Annotated in this window: 14 protein-coding genes and 5 pseudogenes; all 19 read right to left on the reverse strand. The window is 50.3% G+C overall.

All coding sequences use genetic code 11. From position 1 onward, the window contains the following. Nucleotides 1-175: 175 nt before the first annotated feature. Nucleotides 176-1,195: pseudogene (locus DWZ60_RS00005) on the reverse strand (type IV secretory system conjugative DNA transfer family protein); the annotation flags it as partial. After that, nucleotides 1,192-1,692: a PcfB family protein gene (locus DWZ60_RS00010; RefSeq protein WP_015518807.1), complete on the reverse strand. Its 501-nt coding sequence runs from the start codon at nucleotides 1,690-1,692 to the stop codon at nucleotides 1,192-1,194. The pseudogene DWZ60_RS00005 and the gene DWZ60_RS00010, both read right to left, overlap by 4 nt. A 101-nt stretch (nucleotides 1,693-1,793) precedes the next feature. Then, a complete protein-coding gene (locus DWZ60_RS00015; protein ID WP_002592130.1) occupies nucleotides 1,794-2,105 on the reverse strand; it encodes a DUF5720 family protein in 312 nt (103 codons plus the stop codon). After that, complete coding sequence (locus tag DWZ60_RS00020; RefSeq protein WP_027644087.1) at nucleotides 2,098-2,460, reverse strand: DUF7768 domain-containing protein; 363 nt, start codon at nucleotides 2,458-2,460, stop codon at nucleotides 2,098-2,100. Before DWZ60_RS00020 ends, DWZ60_RS00015 begins: the two co-directional genes overlap by 8 nt. A 48-nt stretch (nucleotides 2,461-2,508) precedes the next feature. Next, nucleotides 2,509-3,387, reverse strand: coding sequence for a DUF6017 domain-containing protein (locus DWZ60_RS00025; protein ID WP_097770159.1), 879 nt, complete (start codon nucleotides 3,385-3,387; stop codon nucleotides 2,509-2,511). Nucleotides 3,388-3,674: 287 nt separating this feature from the next. After that, complete coding sequence (locus DWZ60_RS00035; protein WP_097770160.1) at nucleotides 3,675-3,953, reverse strand: DUF5720 family protein; 279 nt, start codon at nucleotides 3,951-3,953, stop codon at nucleotides 3,675-3,677. Nucleotides 3,954-3,965: 12 nt separating this feature from the next. Next, nucleotides 3,966-4,901 carry a ParB/RepB/Spo0J family partition protein gene (locus DWZ60_RS00040; protein WP_119221100.1) on the reverse strand — a complete coding sequence of 312 codons (936 nt, stop codon included), beginning with the start codon at nucleotides 4,899-4,901 and terminating at the stop codon, nucleotides 3,966-3,968. Continuing rightward, nucleotides 4,858-5,679: a ParA family protein gene (locus DWZ60_RS00045; protein WP_119221101.1), complete on the reverse strand. Its 822-nt coding sequence runs from the start codon at nucleotides 5,677-5,679 to the stop codon at nucleotides 4,858-4,860. The genes DWZ60_RS00040 and DWZ60_RS00045 overlap by 44 nt, the downstream gene beginning before the upstream one ends. A gap of 468 nt (nucleotides 5,680-6,147) precedes the next feature. Next, nucleotides 6,148-6,540, reverse strand: a complete 393-nt coding sequence (rpsI, locus tag DWZ60_RS00055) for a 30S ribosomal protein S9 (protein ID WP_055219853.1) — start codon at nucleotides 6,538-6,540, stop codon at nucleotides 6,148-6,150. A gap of 17 nt (nucleotides 6,541-6,557) precedes the next feature. Next, nucleotides 6,558-6,986 (reverse strand): 50S ribosomal protein L13, encoded by a 429-nt coding sequence (gene rplM / locus DWZ60_RS00060; RefSeq protein WP_055219851.1) that lies wholly within the window; start codon nucleotides 6,984-6,986, stop codon nucleotides 6,558-6,560. A 213-nt stretch (nucleotides 6,987-7,199) separates the two neighbouring features. Beyond that, nucleotides 7,200-7,951: pseudogene (truA, locus tag DWZ60_RS20510) on the reverse strand (tRNA pseudouridine(38-40) synthase TruA). A gap of 24 nt (nucleotides 7,952-7,975) precedes the next feature. Beyond that, nucleotides 7,976-8,776, reverse strand: coding sequence for an energy-coupling factor transporter transmembrane component T family protein (locus tag DWZ60_RS00070; RefSeq protein ID WP_117801970.1), 801 nt, complete (start codon nucleotides 8,774-8,776; stop codon nucleotides 7,976-7,978). Further along, nucleotides 8,770-9,654 (reverse strand): energy-coupling factor transporter ATPase, encoded by an 885-nt coding sequence (locus DWZ60_RS00075; protein WP_117801969.1) that lies wholly within the window; start codon nucleotides 9,652-9,654, stop codon nucleotides 8,770-8,772. Before DWZ60_RS00075 ends, DWZ60_RS00070 begins: the two co-directional genes overlap by 7 nt. Beyond that, a pseudogene (locus DWZ60_RS00080) lies at nucleotides 9,645-10,489 on the reverse strand (energy-coupling factor transporter ATPase). Before DWZ60_RS00080 ends, DWZ60_RS00075 begins: the two are co-directional and overlap by 10 nt. A 4-nt stretch (nucleotides 10,490-10,493) precedes the next feature. Further along, nucleotides 10,494-11,099: a ribosome biogenesis GTP-binding protein YihA/YsxC gene (yihA, locus tag DWZ60_RS00085; protein WP_055219842.1), complete on the reverse strand. Its 606-nt coding sequence runs from the start codon at nucleotides 11,097-11,099 to the stop codon at nucleotides 10,494-10,496. A 34-nt stretch (nucleotides 11,100-11,133) separates the two neighbouring features. Beyond that, nucleotides 11,134-13,460: pseudogene (gene lon / locus DWZ60_RS20515) on the reverse strand (endopeptidase La). 21 nt (nucleotides 13,461-13,481) lie between these two features. Beyond that, complete coding sequence (gene clpX / locus DWZ60_RS00095) at nucleotides 13,482-14,777, reverse strand: ATP-dependent Clp protease ATP-binding subunit ClpX (RefSeq protein WP_117509624.1); 1,296 nt, start codon at nucleotides 14,775-14,777, stop codon at nucleotides 13,482-13,484. Between the two features lie 108 nt (nucleotides 14,778-14,885). After that, on the reverse strand, nucleotides 14,886-15,467 hold the full coding sequence (gene clpP, locus DWZ60_RS00100) for an ATP-dependent Clp endopeptidase proteolytic subunit ClpP (RefSeq protein WP_022461349.1): 582 nt from the start codon (nucleotides 15,465-15,467) through the stop codon (nucleotides 14,886-14,888). A 24-nt stretch (nucleotides 15,468-15,491) separates the two neighbouring features. Then, nucleotides 15,492-16,777 (reverse strand): annotated as a pseudogene (gene tig, locus DWZ60_RS00105) (trigger factor). Nucleotides 16,778-16,869 lie beyond the last annotated feature (92 nt).

Consider the following 16,869-nt stretch of genomic DNA (forward strand, 5'->3'; position numbering starts at 1 on the left):
CCACCTCACGATGGACACCCTTGCTGTTCTGCTATACACTTCCTCGTTGCCTAGGCGTGTTCGGGACTTTCACCCATTAGAGCGCGCCCATGGCGCGCAAACCAAAAATGCTCTAAGTGATTGCTTCACTAACCATGACAAAATCATGATTAAGAAGTCACTTAGAGCATATATCACCGGCTGCCAGCTTATATTTCTTATACTGCCGCACTGCGAAGTGGTTTGGCTTTTCCGATTCCAGTGCATCAAACATCAGGTCTACCGGATTTTTGAACTCCTCGTCATCCTCCCGAACCTCCATGGCGTTGATGAACTCGATGAGGGTAGAGAAATTCTGCTCCTCTACCGGAGCCTCATAGTGGATATACCCAATCAGCGCGCAATACAGCAAGGTCTCTGCTTTGACCCAAAAATCGTCCCCGGCCTTGCCTTCGCCTTTGGTATTGGCGATCAGCGTTGTGACCAGCTTCAAGATGTCCTTTTCGCTATGGATATAGGCGAAAGGGTTATAGTGCATTGATTTTCGGAAGTTGATGGTATTTAGAACCTTGATGCGGTACGGCTCATAAATGACCTTGCCGTGCTTATCCTTCATGGGCTTTCCGTCCTTTCCCAGTTTGGGTGCGCCCCTTTGGAGCATTTTCCCGCACTCCACCAAAATGGTTCCCTTCGGGTCTGTGACCACATAAGAACTGTGCATCTGCATCAGATTTGGTTTGAGCCAGAAACGGGTCTTACCGGAACCGGAGCCGCCGATCACCAGCACATTTTTGTTTCTGGCGGTCTTTGGGTCCTTGGGGCGGCTGTTCATGGTCAGGCTTTCGGTTTTTGTGAGAATGACATTGTTCTGGAACACCGGGTCGATGTAGGGAGCAATATCCTCACTGGTTCCCCAACGGGCAGAACCATACTCCATGCCATGACGGTACTTCTTGGCGTTTTTACTTTTGAGATACACCGCCAGACGCAGGCCGCCGCCGCAGCACAGGCCCACCAGCAGGTCCAGCGGGTGCAGGCTGGGCCACCAGCTGGCCAGCGCCACCGGCAGCGTGGAGAAGAACGAGAGCATTTTTGCCGAAGCGTCCGCACCCACGGCCATCCGCCACGCTTCACCGAAGTTGGTGGAGAAAAGCCCCATCAGGATATACGGCAGATTCAGCAAAATGAGCTTTTTGATGTTCAGCTGCTTTTTCATCGTTCCAGCTCCTTCCGCTTGTTCCGGTCCACGACGGCGTGTTTTACCAGTTCTTTGAACTGGCTCAGCTTTGCCAGCACGGACGGGCGCTCGGATTTCTCCGCCTTCCTGACCTTTTTCCCGGTGTACTCGGTAAAAGCAGCGGTCAGGGCATCCGCGTCCCGACCCTTGAAAAAGATCAGGTACTTGGGTGGGGAGCTGCTGCGGTCCTTCTTCACCGCATAGTCCACGCCGTATTTCCGCGCGATCTTCTCAAACTCCTTGATGGAGGGGTCGGTGATCTCGATGTTGGAAACGCCCTGATTCTGGCCGATCAGCTGTTTCACCGTCTGCTTGCCGTGGGGAATCACGGGGGTATCCCGGCTTTTCTGTTTTTGCAGCTTCTTTTCCTTGCGGTGGGCAAGGTACTTGGTGATGGCGGCTTTCATCAACCGCCCGGTAAACTTTGTTCCGCTGACTACCAGCGTCAAAGTCCTGTTTTCCACTTCCTCCTGCATAGGTCATCGCCTCCTTTCCACGGATTTTGCAGGGGTGGCACTTGATACTAAGGCGGGACCACCAGCCGCCGCAGCAGGTATTTCAGCATGGCAGGCTCCTTTCAGCGCAGCTGGTCGGAGCGGTCATAGTACAGATGGCCCTGGCGCACTTTGGCATGGCTGAGAATCTTGATGTGGCCCTTTTCCTGGTTCTCCAGGCTTTTCTGGTATCCGGCCTCCGTCAGAAACAGGCGGGTCCGTTCACCTTTCCAGCCCACCGGGGAATCGTCGGTCAGCACATCGAAGATAATCATGTGCCGGGTGTCCTCGGCAAACCGCTCCAAATCCATGTACTCATGGCCGTGGTAGTTCTGCGCCCCGGCTTTGAGGCGCATTTCCTCCATCAGCTGGCCCACGGTCTTACGCTCAGGCATGGCGTGCGCCTCCTTTCCCGCGTCCCTGGCCCTTCACGGCCAGGATACCGTCCAGGGTGGTGGCGGTGATCCGCAGGCGCTCGGCGGTGGCAATGTCATTCTTCACGGTCTCGTCGATGCCGTGGCCGCAGACCACCAGCACATGGGACCGGCGCAGGTAGTCCCGCGCCATATCCAGCCCGTCCTTGTGTTCCTGTGGAATCTCGTCTTTGAGGAAGGTAGGCAGGAACAGCACCGGGCAGATGGGCGAATACCCGGCATCGTACACCTGACGGCAGTAGGCCGCAGCGTTCTCGGCGTTCTCATACTGGCTGTTGCTCCATGGAGCCGTAATGTAGGCAAGAGGTCGTTTCATGGCAAAATCCTTTCTCCCGGTGTTTTCGGGCAGCAGAAAAGCGGCTGCTTACCAGCCGCCTGCGTACATATCGTGGTTAACTTGTGCGGTGTAGTGGTTGCTGATCGTGGTCGGCGCATTAAACAGCACCGCAAGCAGATACTGCTTCATGTTGCGGATTTCGGTGGTATTGTTCCGCAGGCATTCCATGACAAACTCGATGTGGGAGCAATCCAGCTTCAAAAAACGGGAGCGGACCACCTCATGGGGGAAGTCGCTGCCAGCGATCCGGGTGGTTTTCCGCTTGGCGCAGACGGTCTCCACCATCAGCTCCACAATCTCGTCCAGGTCCTCCCGGTAGGTGGTAAACTCCCGGCACAGGTGGTCATACTCGATGTTCTCCAGAATCAAATCCCGATAATTTTCCATCTCTGAGACAGACATCGCATCCCTTCCTTTCCGTTCCGGCAGCTGTGCTGCCGCTGGCTCCCGGAAGGGAATAGAATCGGTACTTGATCCATAAGTAATTGTTTTTTCTGTATTTGATTTCTCTATATTTAATTCTGCGGGCTTTTCCGTATCCGGTTTTACCATATCCGGGTTTTCCGTATCTGGTGAAGCCGTATCCGGCTGGGGCGTATCCGGGTTCTTCGGCTGTGGTTGCTCGTAGATAACATACTCGGTATCGCTGATCCGACCCTGCCGGTCTCGCAGCTGATGGCGGACAATGTACCCGGCAGTTTCCAGCTCCCGCAGCGCGCCGCCGATAGCGTCCACGCCCTCTTTGCAGATGGCGGCAAGCCCTCTGGTGGTATAGTTCCAGTCTTCCGGTAAGGACAGCATCATGGAAAGCAGCCCCTTGGCTTTCAGGGACAGTTTCCCGTTGCGTAAATGGTGATTGCTCATCACGGTATAATCTCTGGTTCGTTCAATGCGAAATACGGCCATTGACCTCACTCCTTCCAAATTTCTCAGGGTATGAAAAAAGCCACAATCCTGTAAAAAGAATTGTGGCAGTCAGCTGTTTTGTTCACTTTTTCTGCGCCGGTAGGGGCGCTTGGGAATGGGCGGTCTGTCCAACAGGTCATTTCCCTGAGAGAATGGCAGAGTTTGCAGAACACGGTCAATCTCTATAAATTCCATACCATGCTGGGAATGGCAATCCTCCCGGATTGCTTCCCGGATTTCCTTTACAGTACACATTTCAATCCTTTCCTTTCGCAGTAATGATTTGTTTATGAGTGGCGGCGGTGTTTTCCCGGTTTGAAATCGAGGATATGTCCCTCAATCACACGAGCGTAACGCTTGATCTTGATCTCCCGACGCTGCTGGCTTTGCAGGGCGGCCTGATACCCGTCCTCGGTCAAAAACAGCCGCATTTCCTCTCCGGGACTGCCGTAAGCTGTGCTGGGACGCAGGACGGAAAACTCAATCATCCAGCGTGTGTCATCCCAAAACCTCTCTACGGCGAGAATGTTGTGTCCTTTCAGCTCGCGGGCTGAAATATCCCTCATAGGCGGCTCCTTTCATCGTTCCTGATCTCTCTGGCGTTTTTTCTGCCACTGTTCCAGCAGCTTGATAATAGTTTCCTGCATCCGCTGGGGCGTATAGCTTTTAGGGAAATACTTCCGCAAGGTGTCAGAGGTAAATGTCACTCGATCCAGATCGCTTTTCTTTTCCTCACCCATGATGACACGCATCATATCGAGGGTCAGATGCCCCTCCTGACTGTATTTCTTGAGCCGCTGGGCTTGAGAAAGAGAAGGGGTAGCCTGTTCGCTGTCCATCGCGTCCAACAGGTCTACCTGTTCCTCCTTTTTGAGAAAGGACAGCTCATAGGCAGGGTTCAGGGCAATCTTCTTTTCATCCACCATATCTATCAATTCGGGAATCAGCTCTGTCAGACGGATATAGCGAAAAATCTGGTTTTTACTCTGACCTACTTGCTCTGCCAAAATCTCACTGGACTTCTTGCCCTCTAACTTGTTCCCAACTTGGGAACAAGTTAAATCCACTCGATCTCCTTGATGTTTCATGGCCTCCAGTTTCATTTTATAAGCAAATGCTCTTTCACTGGGGAGCAGACTTTCTCGTTGTAAGTTGCTGTCAACCATAATGATCGTGGCGGCATCATCATCCAAATCCCGAACAATGACCGGCATAGTCTCCTTTTCTGCCAGCTCACTGGCTCTGTGCCGCCTGTGTCCGGCTACCAGCTCATAACCGCCCTCCGGGTCCGGTCGAGCAATCGCCGGAACCAGAACGCCATACTGCTTGATACTGTCAGCGGTCTCCATCATGGCTTCGTCATCCTTGACTTTGAATGGGTGGTTCTTAAAGGGATGCAGTTCAGACAGCGGAATCTCCTGAATCTTTTCCAGCTTTGCATCCTGACGGCCTTCTTCGGTGGAGAACAGATCATCTACCGAGGCCAGCTCTATTTTTTTCGCGCTGCTTTTCAAGTTTCAACACCTCCTTCGTCAGATTTCGATACCCCTCTGCCACCTTGCCGCCAGGGTCATGGGCAAAAATACTTTTTCCCTCGGCGCTGATTTCCTTTGCCCGGACAGAATGGGGAATCTCTGTGCCGAATACTTTGATCTTGCTGCCATAGGTCTCACGCAGGAGCGCGGAGATCTCTTTGGCAAAGTTGGTTCGGCTGTCCACCATCGTCAGCAGGATACCGTCTATCTGGAGCTTGGGGTTGATCTGCCGCTTTACCTTGTTTACCGTGGAGAGCAGCTGTTCCAGCCCTTTGGCGGGCAGGTACTCCGCCTGAACGGGAATGATGATCCTGTTCGCAGCGGCCAGCGCATTGACTGTGAGCATACCCAGGGAGGGCTGGCAGTCGATGAGGATATGGGAGTATTGCCCCTTCAGCGTGTCCAGATATTGCCGCAAGATAATCTCACGGCTCATGGCGTTTACCAGGGATACCTCCATACCGGATAACTGGATGTCCGCAGGCATCAGGTCTACACCCTCTGGGTGGTGCAGGATACCCTCGCCGGGACGAAGCGGCTCATCCATCAGGATACGCCCCATAGCGTCCGACAGCGTAAAGGGCAGCTTGTCAGGCTGTGGATTGCCCAAGCTAATCGTCAGACTCCCTTGCGGATCTCCGTCGATCAGCAGGACCTTCTTCCCAGCCTGTGCCAGCCCGATTCCCAAGTTGGCACAGGTTGTTGTTTTGCCAACGCCGCCTTTCTGGTTGGCAATGGCAATGATCTGTGTGTTCATTGACTTCACCTCATTTCTAATTGTTGCTATTGCTTCTGGAAATAGAAAAAGCCGCCACTCCAAAATAAAAAGTGAAGTGACGGCTCTTTCTATCGCCGGAATACGAGTTCCTGAAATGAAAAAAGCACCCAGTCATTTATGATCTGTGTGCTACATCAAATTCATATTCAATTATTCAAATTAGCTCAAACTATGCCAAACTGCCACAGTCAAAAAACGAGGGGAAGGAGGGCTGAAAAGCACCCCTAAAATCGGCTCTCGGTTAACCACTTTGGGAACCACTTACCCCTCTTTTCGCCCTCTTTTTGGCCAGTTAACCACTTGCGGACCACTAAAAATTGGGTGAAATCGGCTCTCGTTTTGCCAAATTTGGTCAAACCATATCAGCCCGTTTAGATATAGCAAAAGCCCGGAAAACCTTGATTTTCCGGGCTTTTTGAACCATTTTGATATAGCCTGAGCAGTCGATTATCGCTTGCTGAACTGCGGAGCGCGACGAGCTGCTTTGAGACCGTACTTCTTACGCTCTTTCATTCTAGGATCACGAGTCAGGAATCCTGCTTTTTTCAGAACTGGTCTGTAGTCGTTGTCTACAGTCAGAAGGGCGCGTGCAACACCGTGACGGATTGCTCCTGCCTGTCCTGTGTATCCGCCGCCATGAACGTTTACGATCACGTCAAATTTATCAGCGGTCTCTGTAGCTGCCAGAGGCTGACGAACGATAACTTTCAGGGTCTCCAGACCAAAATACTCATCGATGTCTCTTTTATTGATGGTAACTTTACCAGTTCCCGGTACAAGATATACTCTTGCGATAGATTTTTTTCTTCTTCCGGTTCCGTAATATTTTGCGCTAGCCAATGTTCTTTACCTCCCTATTAAAATGTTAATACTTCTGGTTTCTGAGCTGCATGAGCGTGCTCTGCACCAGCGTATACGTGAAGTTTTGTGAACATCTGTCTTCCAAGAGGTCCTTTTGGAAGCATGCCTTTCACTGCAAGTTCAACAACCTTCTCCGGTTTCTTAGCCATCATCTCACGAAGAGTAGCTTCTTTCATTCCGCCTACATAATCGGAGTGGCTGTAATAGATCTTCTGATCCAGTTTTTTACCGGTTACTGCTACTTTATCAGCGTTGATTACGATTACGTAATCACCAGTATCTACGTGCGGAGTGTACTCCGGTTTGTTTTTTCCACGTAATACTTTTGCTACTTCAGATGCCAGACGTCCTAATGTACATCCTTCTGCATCAACAACATACCATTTTCTTTCAATCTTATCTGGATTTGCCATAAAGGTGTTCATGGATATACCTCCTGTGAAAAATTCAATTTACTGTTTCATGTATATAGGAAACCGCCTTACCGGGGCTTATGGCATCGGCGTTTTCAAACTACGTCACACATTTAGTAATTATATTATACGGATTTTGGAATGTCAACTGTTTTTTACCCATATTTTGCATTTTTTCGCAAACTGCGAGTCCCGTTTTGCGGAAAATACAGACCACTTATGTCTTTACTCGAAATCCCATTCGGGATACCGGATCTGCACCAGGGTCAGCCCCTCCGGCCTTGCCGTTGCTCCCGCCATTTTTCGATCCTTCGCCGCAAGGATTTCTTTTACTTTCTCCGGCGGATAATCACCCTTTCCAACCTCAAGCAGTGTTCCGGTGATAATCCGCACCATATTGTAGAGAAAACCGTTTCCGGTGATCCGGAAGCGGATCAGATCGTCTTCTTTTTCCAAACTCGTTTCATAGATCGTACGGACCGTGTCGGTCACCTCCGGTTTGGCTGTTGCAAAGCTTTTAAAATCATGCATGCCAACCAGATACGATGCTGCCTGCCGCATCGCATCCACATCCAGCGGGCCGTACCAGAAATAGGAATTCAGTCTCCGCGTCGGATCTGCAAAGGTGCGGTTCAAAATCCGATATTCATACGTTTTACTGTTGCGGTAAAACGCGGGTGAAAGTCCGGCGGCACTTCGGATGATCCCTGAATACGGATATCCGCCGGAAGCCGTGTGTTCAGCGCAAATGCGATGCGGTCTGCCGGCATTCTCGCATCCGTGTCAAACACCGCCACATTGCCAAGGGCATGTACCCCTGCGTCGGTCCGGCTTGCGCCGATGCAGGCCGTTTTCTTCGCAAAAAGATCGGAAAGAGCCTGGTTTAATACTTCCTGTACTGTAATGCCGTTTGGCTGCACCTGCCATCCACAGTAATTTGTGCCGTCATACGCTACAATCAGCTTAATTCTGCGCATTCTTCTCCTCCGTTTTCGCCAAAATCAGAGTCCACACACGCGAAGGCCGATACTGCACACAAGGTATGCCATAAGGATGCCATACGCCGCATAATCGCGCGTCTGATACCGAAGCGGCTTCATCTGTGTTCTTCCCTCTCCTCCGTGGTAGCAGCGTGCTTCCATTGCCAGCGCCAGATCATTTGCACGGCGGAAGGCTGAAATAAACAGCGGCACCAGAAGCGGCACCATGTTCTTTACTCTCTGGATAATATTTCCGCTCTCAAAATCCGCGCCGCGCGCCATCTGCGCTTTCATAATCTTGTCTGTCTCTTCCAGGAGAATCGGGATAAAACGGAGTGCGATTGACATCATCATGGAAATCTCATGCACCGGCACATGGATTTTTTTCAATGGTCCGAGCAGGCTTTCGAGTGCATCCGTCAGCTGGTTCGGCGTTGTCGTCAGCGTCATCAGCGAAGAGCCGATCATCAGGAAAATCAGACGCACCGACATACGGCATGCCATGGCCACACCCTCGTGGGTGATCGTAATTTTCCAGATACGGACGAGCACCTCACCCGGCGTAAATAAGATGTTAAACACCATCGTAATCGCAAGCAGCACAAAAATTGATTTCAGACCCTTCGTGATAAATTTGAACGGTACCTTCGACAGTTTAATCATCACCGCAAGGAATACGGTTCCAAGCAGATAGCCCCAATTGTGGAACAAAAAGAGGGAAACGACATAAACGATCGTTCCTACAAATTTCACACGCGGGTCAAGCCGGTGCAGAATAGAATCTGCCGGGTAATACTGTCCCAGAGTAATATCTCTTAACATACTTCTGCTCCTTTTTTCCCGTTTTTCTTCTGACTTTCCAGTGCCGCAAGAATCGTATCGCGTGCCTCCTCAACCGTCGTCGCCGTTACGTCCACGTCCATGCCGTGTTCCTTTAGCGCATGCATAATATACGTCATCTGCGGCGCCGCAAGACCGATTTTCTCGAGCTCTTTATAGTGAGCGAAGACTTTCTTCGGTGTATCGTCAAACGCCACATGACCGTGGTTCATGACAATAATCCGCTCTACATATTTTGCAATATCCTCCATGCTGTGCGATACGAGCACGACCGAAATGCCGCGCGTCTTATGCAGCAATGCAAGCTGATCGAGGATTTCATCGCGTCCCTTCGGATCAAGGCCTGCAGTCGGCTCGTCAAGCACCAGAAAATCCGGGTTCATGGCAAGCACACCGGCAATCGCAACACGACGTTTCTGACCTCCGGAGAGTTCAAACGGCGATTTTTCATACATTTCCTTTGGAAATCCGACATGATCCAGTGCCTCTTCCGCCCGTTTTCTGCATTCCTCCGGTGAAAGTCCCTGGTTTTTCGGTCCGAAGCAGACATCTGTGATCACATCCGTCTCAAAAAGCTGATGCTCCGGGTACTGGAAAACCAGTCCCACATGGCTTCGAAGCTCTCTTAGCGGATATCCTTCTTTCCAGATATCCTCTCCGTTATACAGCACCCGTCCGGCAGTCGGTCGGATCAGACCGTTCAAATGCTGCACAAGCGTCGATTTTCCGCTTCCCGTATGGCCGATAATCCCAACAAACTGGCCATTCGGAATTTCAAGATTGATATGCTCCAGGGCGTGCATTTCATATGCCGTTCCCGGGCTGTATGTGTACGTTACATCTTCAAGTTTCAATGACATAATGCATTCACCAGTTCTTCAATGGTCAGAATTCCCTCCGGGAGATCTACACCACTTTTTCTCAATTCATAAGCCAACAGTGTCACTTGGGGTACATCGAGACGGAGCTCTTTTAATTTTTCCACCTCGGAGAAAATCTCCCGTGGTGTCCCCTGCATTACCAGTCTGCCGCTGTCCATAACGAACACACGGTCCGCAAAAACAACCTCTTCCATGTAATGCGTAATCAGAATAACCGTAACGCCCTTTTCTTCATTCAGCTTACGCACAGCGCGAAGAACCTCTTTTCGTCCGTTCGGATCCAGCATCGCGGTTGGTTCATCAAGAACAATACATTCCGGCTGCATAGCCATCACTCCTGCAATTGCAACCCTCTGTTTCTGACCTCCCGAGAGCTTATTCGGAGAGTGGGCCCGGTATGAAATCATCCCGGTCGCCGTAAGGCTCTCCTCCACCCGTTTCCAGATTTCATCGGTCGGGACACCCAGATTTTCCGGTCCAAAGCCGACATCCTCTTCCACCACATTTCCGATGATCTGGTTATCCGGGTTCTGGAATACCATACCGGCTTTCTGGCGGATCTTCCAGACATCCTCCTCATCTGTCGTCTTCATATCATCCACCACATGGTGCCTTCTGTAGGCACCAGCAGAGCGTTGATATGTTTCGCAAGCGTTGATTTTCCGCTTCCGTTATGCCCGAGCACCGCGATAAACTGACCTTTCTGGATTTCCAGACTGACGTCCTCGATCGCTTTTGTTACTTCCGGCTCCTGTCCTTCCTCCTCGTAACGGAGGTATTCATACCCAAGGCCTGCAGCACGTATCATACCCATGACATTATTCCCCGCTTTCTTCTGCATCCGAGCGGATTTCATCAATCAGATTCCAGATCTCCTCGCGTCCCTGTTTTGTCTCTGCAGAAAACGGAATCACAATCGTATCTTTCTCAACCTCCAGCGTCTCGCGGATCAGCTTGATCTGTTTCTGAAGCTGGCTGCGCTTGATCTTGTCCAGCTTCGTCGCAATGATGATCGGCTGATAGCCGTTTCGAAGAATCCAGTTGTACATGATGCGATCGTTGTTGGACGGTGCATGACGGATATCAATCAGAAGAAATACTGCGTGCAGCATTTTTGACTGATGCAGATAATCCTCGATCAGCTTGCCCCATTTTGCTTTAACCTCCTCGGAGGCTCTCGCAAAACCGTATCCCGGCAAATCCACCAGATACATTTCCTCATTGATGTGGTAGTAGTTGATCGTCTGTGTTTTTCCCGGCTGCGCACTGGTACGCGCCAGTGATTTCCGATTCATCAGGGCATTGATGAGAGAAGATTTTCCAACATTGGATTTTCCCGCAAATGCCACTTCCACCTGACCGGTATCCGGCAGTTTACTGGTGATTCCGCAGACATGCTGCAGCTCTACCTGTTTAATTACCATACTTTTCTTCTCCTGTTTTTTGCATCTTCTGGCCTTACTTCTTTTCCACAAGTGCCAGTTTTAATACCTGTTCCATGCTGCCGACAAATTCGATCTGCAGTCCGTCTGTGATCTCCGCATCCAGTTCTCTTACATCCGGCTCATTTTTCTCCGGAACGAGAACCATATGGATACCGGCTTTCTTTGCCGCCAGCAGCTTCTCTTTTAAGCCACCGATCGGAAGCACACGGCCGCGGAGCGTAATCTCTCCGGTCATCGCAACGTCTGCTTTTACCGGAACCTTTGTGATCGCGGAAACCATCGCCGTCGCCATCGTAATACCGGCAGACGGGCCATCTTTTGGAACGGCTCCCTCCGGAATGTGAATGTGGATGTCGTGTTTCTCGAAAAATTCTTTCGGAATCTCATACTGCTCTGCCACGGAACGAATAAAGCTGATGCCCGCCTGCGCAGACTCCTTCATCACATCGCCGAGCTGGCCGGTCAGCAGAAACTCTCCTTTTCCCGGCATCACATTGACCTCGATCTGCAGCGTATCGCCGCCGACTGCCGTCCAGGCAAGACCGCGCACAATACCAATCTCCGGTTTTTCGTTGGCCGGCTGGAACTCATACCTCTCTTTTCCGAGGAACTCTTCCAGGTTTTTTTTCGTCACAACAACCTCTTTTACCTGTTCCTCGAGAATCTTTCTCGCGCTCTTTCTGCAGATTCTGCCGATCTGGCGCTCCAGGGAGCGGACACCGGCCTCTCTGGTGTAGCCGCTGATCACTTCCATCAGCGCCTCATCCTCGATCACAAGCTGTGCTTCTTTCAGACCGTTCGCCTTCTTCTGCTTCGGAACGAGATGTTCTTTTGCGATATGGAACTTCTCGTTTTCCGTATAGCTTGAAATTTCAATCACTTCCATACGGTCCAGCAACGGACGCGGAATGTTCTGAATATCATTTGCGGTTGCAATAAAGAGCACCTCCGAAAGGTCGATCGGAAGCTCTACGTAATGATCGGCAAATTTATTATTCTGCTCGGAATCGAGGACCTCAAGAAGTGCGGAAGAGGTATCTCCCTTGTAATCTGCACTTACTTTGTCGATCTCGTCGAGCAGCATCAACGGATTTTTCACCTTCGCCTGATGGAGTCCCGCCGCAATGCGTCCCGGCATCGCGCCGATGTAGGTTCTTCTGTGGCCGCGGATCTCCGCCTCATCCCGCACACCGCCGAGACAGATGCGGACGTATTTTTTATTCAGGCTCGCGCCACGCTTCTCGCAATCGAGGTCTTACCGGTTCCCGGAGGGCCTGCCAGGCAGAGAATCGGGCTCTCGCCTTTCTTCGTCAGGGTGCGTACGGCCAGGAATTCGAGGATTCTCTCTTTTACTTTCGAAAGACCGTAGTGATCTTCCTCCAGAATCTCGCGTGCTCTTGCCAGATCTTGATTGTCACGGGATGCCTTATCCCACGGAAGCCCCAGCAGTGTCTCGATATAGCCGCGGATCACGCCTGCCTCGGACGGATTGTTGGCCGAATTTTCCAGACGGTGAATCTCCTCGGAAATCCGCTCTTTTACCTCTTTGGAGGCTTTGAGCTTCTCAAGCTGCTTCTTATAATTTTCAATCTCGGTCCGGGAATTGTCCTCGCCGAGTTCCTCGCGGATGACTTTAAGCTGCTCGCGCAGAATATAATCACGCTGGTTCTTATCGATCCGCTCTTTGATTTTTCCCTGAATCTCCGAACGGATCTCCTGAATCTGAATCTCGTTGGCGATCATGACGCAGAGCGTATCATACCGCTCGGAAAGCTCCACAGCCTCCAGCAGTTTCTGGCGGTTTACGTAGTCGAGGGGCAGATTCATGCAGATCTGGTCCACCAGCTTTCCAACTTCTTCGGTTCCGAGGATCTGGCCTGCCAGTTCCTTGCTGACTTTCTGCGTCTGCTCGCAGTAGACGGCAAACAGCTCTTTTAAGTTGCGCAGCATTGCCTCCTGCTCGATATCGGAAAACTGCATTTCGTCCGAGCCGGTAAACAGCGCCACCTCGGCGCGGAGATACTCGCTCTCCTCTTCCTCGAAGTTCAGCAGTTCTGCGCGTCTTTCTGCTTCTACGAGAATCCGAAGAACATCCTTTGGCATTCTCACAACCTGTTTGATGACCGCAATTGTTCCAATTTTATACACATCAAGCAGACCCGGTACTTCCGTATCCGGGTCTTTCTGTGTAATCAGGAAAATTTTCTGGTCTCCCAGCATCGCCTCCTCGACCGCACGGACCGATTTAGGTCTGCTGATATCAAAATGTACAATCATATCCGGCAAAATCGTTGTTCCACGCAGCGCAATCGCCGGTAATACTTTTGTCACTTCTTCCATTTAAGTTTCCTCCTGCGTTTTTCAGGCGGTTTCCGGTCTTCCGGATCTTCTTCCCATATTCCGCCGTGGAACAGGGGCCGGTTCGCCGTGAATAATCTCCGGCTCCGCCTTCTTTTCTACAGCGTCCTTGGTGATGACGCATTCTTTTGTCGTATTGTCCGACGGGATCTCATACATCAGATCCATCATCGTATCTTCCATGATTGCGCGGAGACCTCTGGCGCCTGTTTTCCGCTCCAGGGATTTCTTTGCAATCGCTTCGAGTGCATCTTCTTTGAAGTCAAGCTGTACGCCGTCCAGCTCAAACAGCTTCTTGTACTGTTTGACCAGAGAATTCTTCGGCTCAACCAGAATCTTCATCAGGGCCGTCTCATCCAGAGAATTTAACGTAACGACAATCGGCACACGTCCGACAAACTCCGGAATCAGGCCGAACTTGGTCAGATCCTGCGGCATGACCTGACGGAGCAGATCTCCGACATTCTCATCTTTTGCATGGCCGATCGGATTGTTGAATCCGATGGATTTCGTATCCTGTCTCGTCTCGATGATCTTCTCGAGTCCTTCGAATGCACCGCCGCAGATAAAGAGGATATTCGTCGTATCAATCTGAATAAACTCCTGATGCGGATGCTTTCTTCCGCCCTGCGGCGGAACGGAAGCTACAGTTCCCTCCAGGATTTTCAGCAGTGCCTGCTGTACACCCTCGCCGGAAACATCTCGTGTGATCGAAGCGTTTTCGGATTTTCTTGTGATTTTATCGATCTCATCGATGTAGATGATGCCGTGCTCAGCGCGCTCGATATCATAGTCTGCTGCCTGAATGAGGCGGAGCAGAATGTTTTCTACGTCCTCGCCGACATAACCTGCCTCGGTGAGTGCCGTTGCGTCTGCAATTGCAAACGGAACGTTGATCAGTTTGGCCAGTGTCTGTGCCAGATACGTTTTTCCGGAACCGGTCGGTCCGAGCATCAGAATGTTGCTCTTCTGCAGTTCGATGTCGGAGGATGCACCGGAAAGCACTCGTTTGTAATGGTTGTAAACAGCAACGGAGAGCACTTTTTTCGCCTCATCCTGTCCGATTACGTAGTCATCCAGAAATGCTTTGATTTCCTTTGGTTTGATCAGGTTGATCTCGTCGGTATCCTGCTCGCCGTACAGATCCTCAAATTCTTCCTGAATGATCTCCGAGCAGATTGCCACGCAGTCATCACAGATGTATGCCCCGTCCGGGCCTGCGATCAGCTTGCGTACCTGGTCTTCTGTCTTTCCGCAGAAAGAGCAGCGGATCTTGGTATCATTCCCTTTTATAGCCATCGTTTTCTTCCTTTCAACATATTACAACTAAACCTTATCGCCGGATAAGGCAAAAGGTGCCACAAAAGCCTCATTGCCGGAACTACGCTTTTGGACACCTTTCCTCTCTTATCGGTTCGTAATTACATTATCAATCAGACCGTATGCTTTTGCTTCCTCTGCGGACATATAGTTGTCACGCTCGGTATCGATCTCAATCTGTTCCAGCGGTTTTCCTGTATTTGCCGCCAGAATTTCATTTAATTTCCGTTTGGTTTTCAGAATCTGTTCTGCAACGATTTTGATCTCGGTTGCCTGACCCTGTGCACCGCCGGATGGCTGATGAATCATGATTTCAGAGTTTGGCAGAGCCATTCTCTTTCCTTTGGTACCGCCGGCAAGAAGGAATGCTCCCATGCTGGCAGCCATACCGATACAGATCGTGGATACATCACATTTGATGTACTGCATCGTATCGTAGATAGCAAGTCCTGCGCTTACAGAACCTCCCGGACTGTTGATATACATGTGGATATCTTTTCCCGGATCTTCAGACTCCAAGAAAAGAAGCTGTGCAACGATCAGGTTTGCCGATACGTCAGTGACTTCCTCTCCCAGAAAAATAATACGGTCGTTCAGCAGTCTTGAATAAATATCGTAACTTCTCTCTCCCCTGCTTGTCTGCTCGATGACATAAGGTACAAAACTCATTCAATTGCCTCTCTTTCCGAGGTCTTACGCCTCTTTTGCGCTGTCGGCCATGAGAGTTACTGCTTCCTGAACAGCGAGATCTTTCTTCATCTGCTCTTTCTCATATTCGCCAACGAGCTCTTTGAATTTATCCAGCTCCATTTTGTACATTTCAGCCATTTTAGCCAGCTCTTCGTCCAGCTTCTCATCGCTGATCTGGATGTTCTCTGCTTCTGCAACTTTCTCAAGTACCAGTCTGCTCTCGATTCTCTTAACAGCCTGCGGTTTCATCTGCTCTTTTAAGGAATCAACGGTAGCGCCTGTAAACTGCATGTACTGCTCCATGGACAGACCCTGGGACTGGATTCTTCTTGCGAAATCGTCAACCATGTTCTCTACCTGCGTATCGATCATAGCTCCGGAATCTCCATTGTTGCGTTCTCTACTGCTTTATCTACGACAGCGTTCTCTTTTTCTGTCTTAGCCTGCTCTTCTTTTTTCTTGGTCAGGTTGTCTTTGATTTCTTTTTTGTACTCATCCAGAGTATCGAACTCGGAAACGTCTTTTGCGAAGTCGTCATCAAGTGCCGGAAGCTCTTTTGCTTCGATTTTGTGGATGGTGCATTTAAATACTGCTGCTTTTCCAGCAAGCTCTTCTGCCTGATAATCCTCTGGGAAAGTAACGTTTACTTCCTTCTCCTCTTCCAGAGCTGCGCCAACGAGCTGCTCTTCGAATCCCGGAATGAAGGAATGGGAGCCAAGGGTCAGCGGATAATCTTTTCCAGCGCCGCCGTCGAACGGAACGCCGTCTACAGAACCTTCGAAGTCAAGTGTAACGGTATCTCCGTCTGCTGCCGGACGATCCTCTACATTGATGGTTCTTGCATTTTTCTCCTGCTCTTTTTTCAGCTCAGCTTCTACTTCTTCATCTGTAACGGTTGTGTCAGCTTTTGCTACTTCCAGACCTTTGTACTCGCCAAGGGTAACTTCCGGTTTTACTGCTACAGTTGCGGTAAAGATGAAAGCTTTGCCTTTTTCGATCTGCTCTACGTTGATCTCCGGACGGGATACGATGTCCAGTTTGCTCTCTTCTGCTGCTTTGGAATACTCTTCCGGAACAAGGCTGTTTACAGCATCCTCATAGAATACTGCCGGGCCATACATTTTTTCTACCATAGCTCTCGGAACTTTTCCTTTACGGAAGCCCGGAACGCTGATGTTCTTTTTCTGTTTCTGGTAAGCTTTCTCCAGTGCTTTCTCTAATTCTTCAGCCGGAACCTCAATGGTAAGTTTGGCCATATTCTTTTCTAAATTTTCGACCTGTACACTCATTTTATCAATTTCCTCCTTGATTTATCTGAAAAGCGGCAGAAAACCTGCACACCTCTCCATTCTACAGTCATTTATCGAGTATAGCATACTCT

The organism is Blautia sp. AF34-10 (assembly GCF_003477865.1).
Classification (GTDB): Bacteria; Bacillota; Clostridia; order Lachnospirales; family Lachnospiraceae; genus Fusicatenibacter; species Fusicatenibacter saccharivorans.

Bases quoted from the DNA above. Each gene is read 5' to 3' on its own strand.
- yihA (WP_055219842.1), bottom strand. From the start codon at position 11,099: ATGGTAATTAAACAGGTAGAGCTGCAGCATGTCTGCGGAATCACCAGT.
- DWZ60_RS00025 (WP_097770159.1), bottom strand. From the start codon at position 3,387: ATGGCCGTATTTCGCATTGAACGAACCAGAGATTATACCGTGATGAGC.
- DWZ60_RS00020 (WP_027644087.1), bottom strand. From the start codon at position 2,460: ATGAAACGACCTCTTGCCTACATTACGGCTCCATGGAGCAACAGCCAG.
- clpX (WP_117509624.1), bottom strand. From the start codon at position 14,777: ATGGCTATAAAAGGGAATGATACCAAGATCCGCTGCTCTTTCTGCGGA.
- DWZ60_RS00035 (WP_097770160.1), bottom strand. From the start codon at position 3,953: ATGAGGGATATTTCAGCCCGCGAGCTGAAAGGACACAACATTCTCGCC.
- DWZ60_RS00045 (WP_119221101.1), bottom strand. From the start codon at position 5,679: ATGAACACACAGATCATTGCCATTGCCAACCAGAAAGGCGGCGTTGGC.
- DWZ60_RS00070 (WP_117801970.1), bottom strand. From the start codon at position 8,776: ATGTTAAGAGATATTACTCTGGGACAGTATTACCCGGCAGATTCTATT.
- clpP (WP_022461349.1), bottom strand. From the start codon at position 15,467: ATGAGTTTTGTACCTTATGTCATCGAGCAGACAAGCAGGGGAGAGAGA.
- DWZ60_RS00010 (WP_015518807.1), bottom strand. From the start codon at position 1,692: ATGCAGGAGGAAGTGGAAAACAGGACTTTGACGCTGGTAGTCAGCGGA.
- rplM (WP_055219851.1), bottom strand. From the start codon at position 6,986: ATGAACACCTTTATGGCAAATCCAGATAAGATTGAAAGAAAATGGTAT.
- DWZ60_RS00075 (WP_117801969.1), bottom strand. From the start codon at position 9,654: ATGTCATTGAAACTTGAAGATGTAACGTACACATACAGCCCGGGAACG.
- DWZ60_RS00015 (WP_002592130.1), bottom strand. From the start codon at position 2,105: ATGCCTGAGCGTAAGACCGTGGGCCAGCTGATGGAGGAAATGCGCCTC.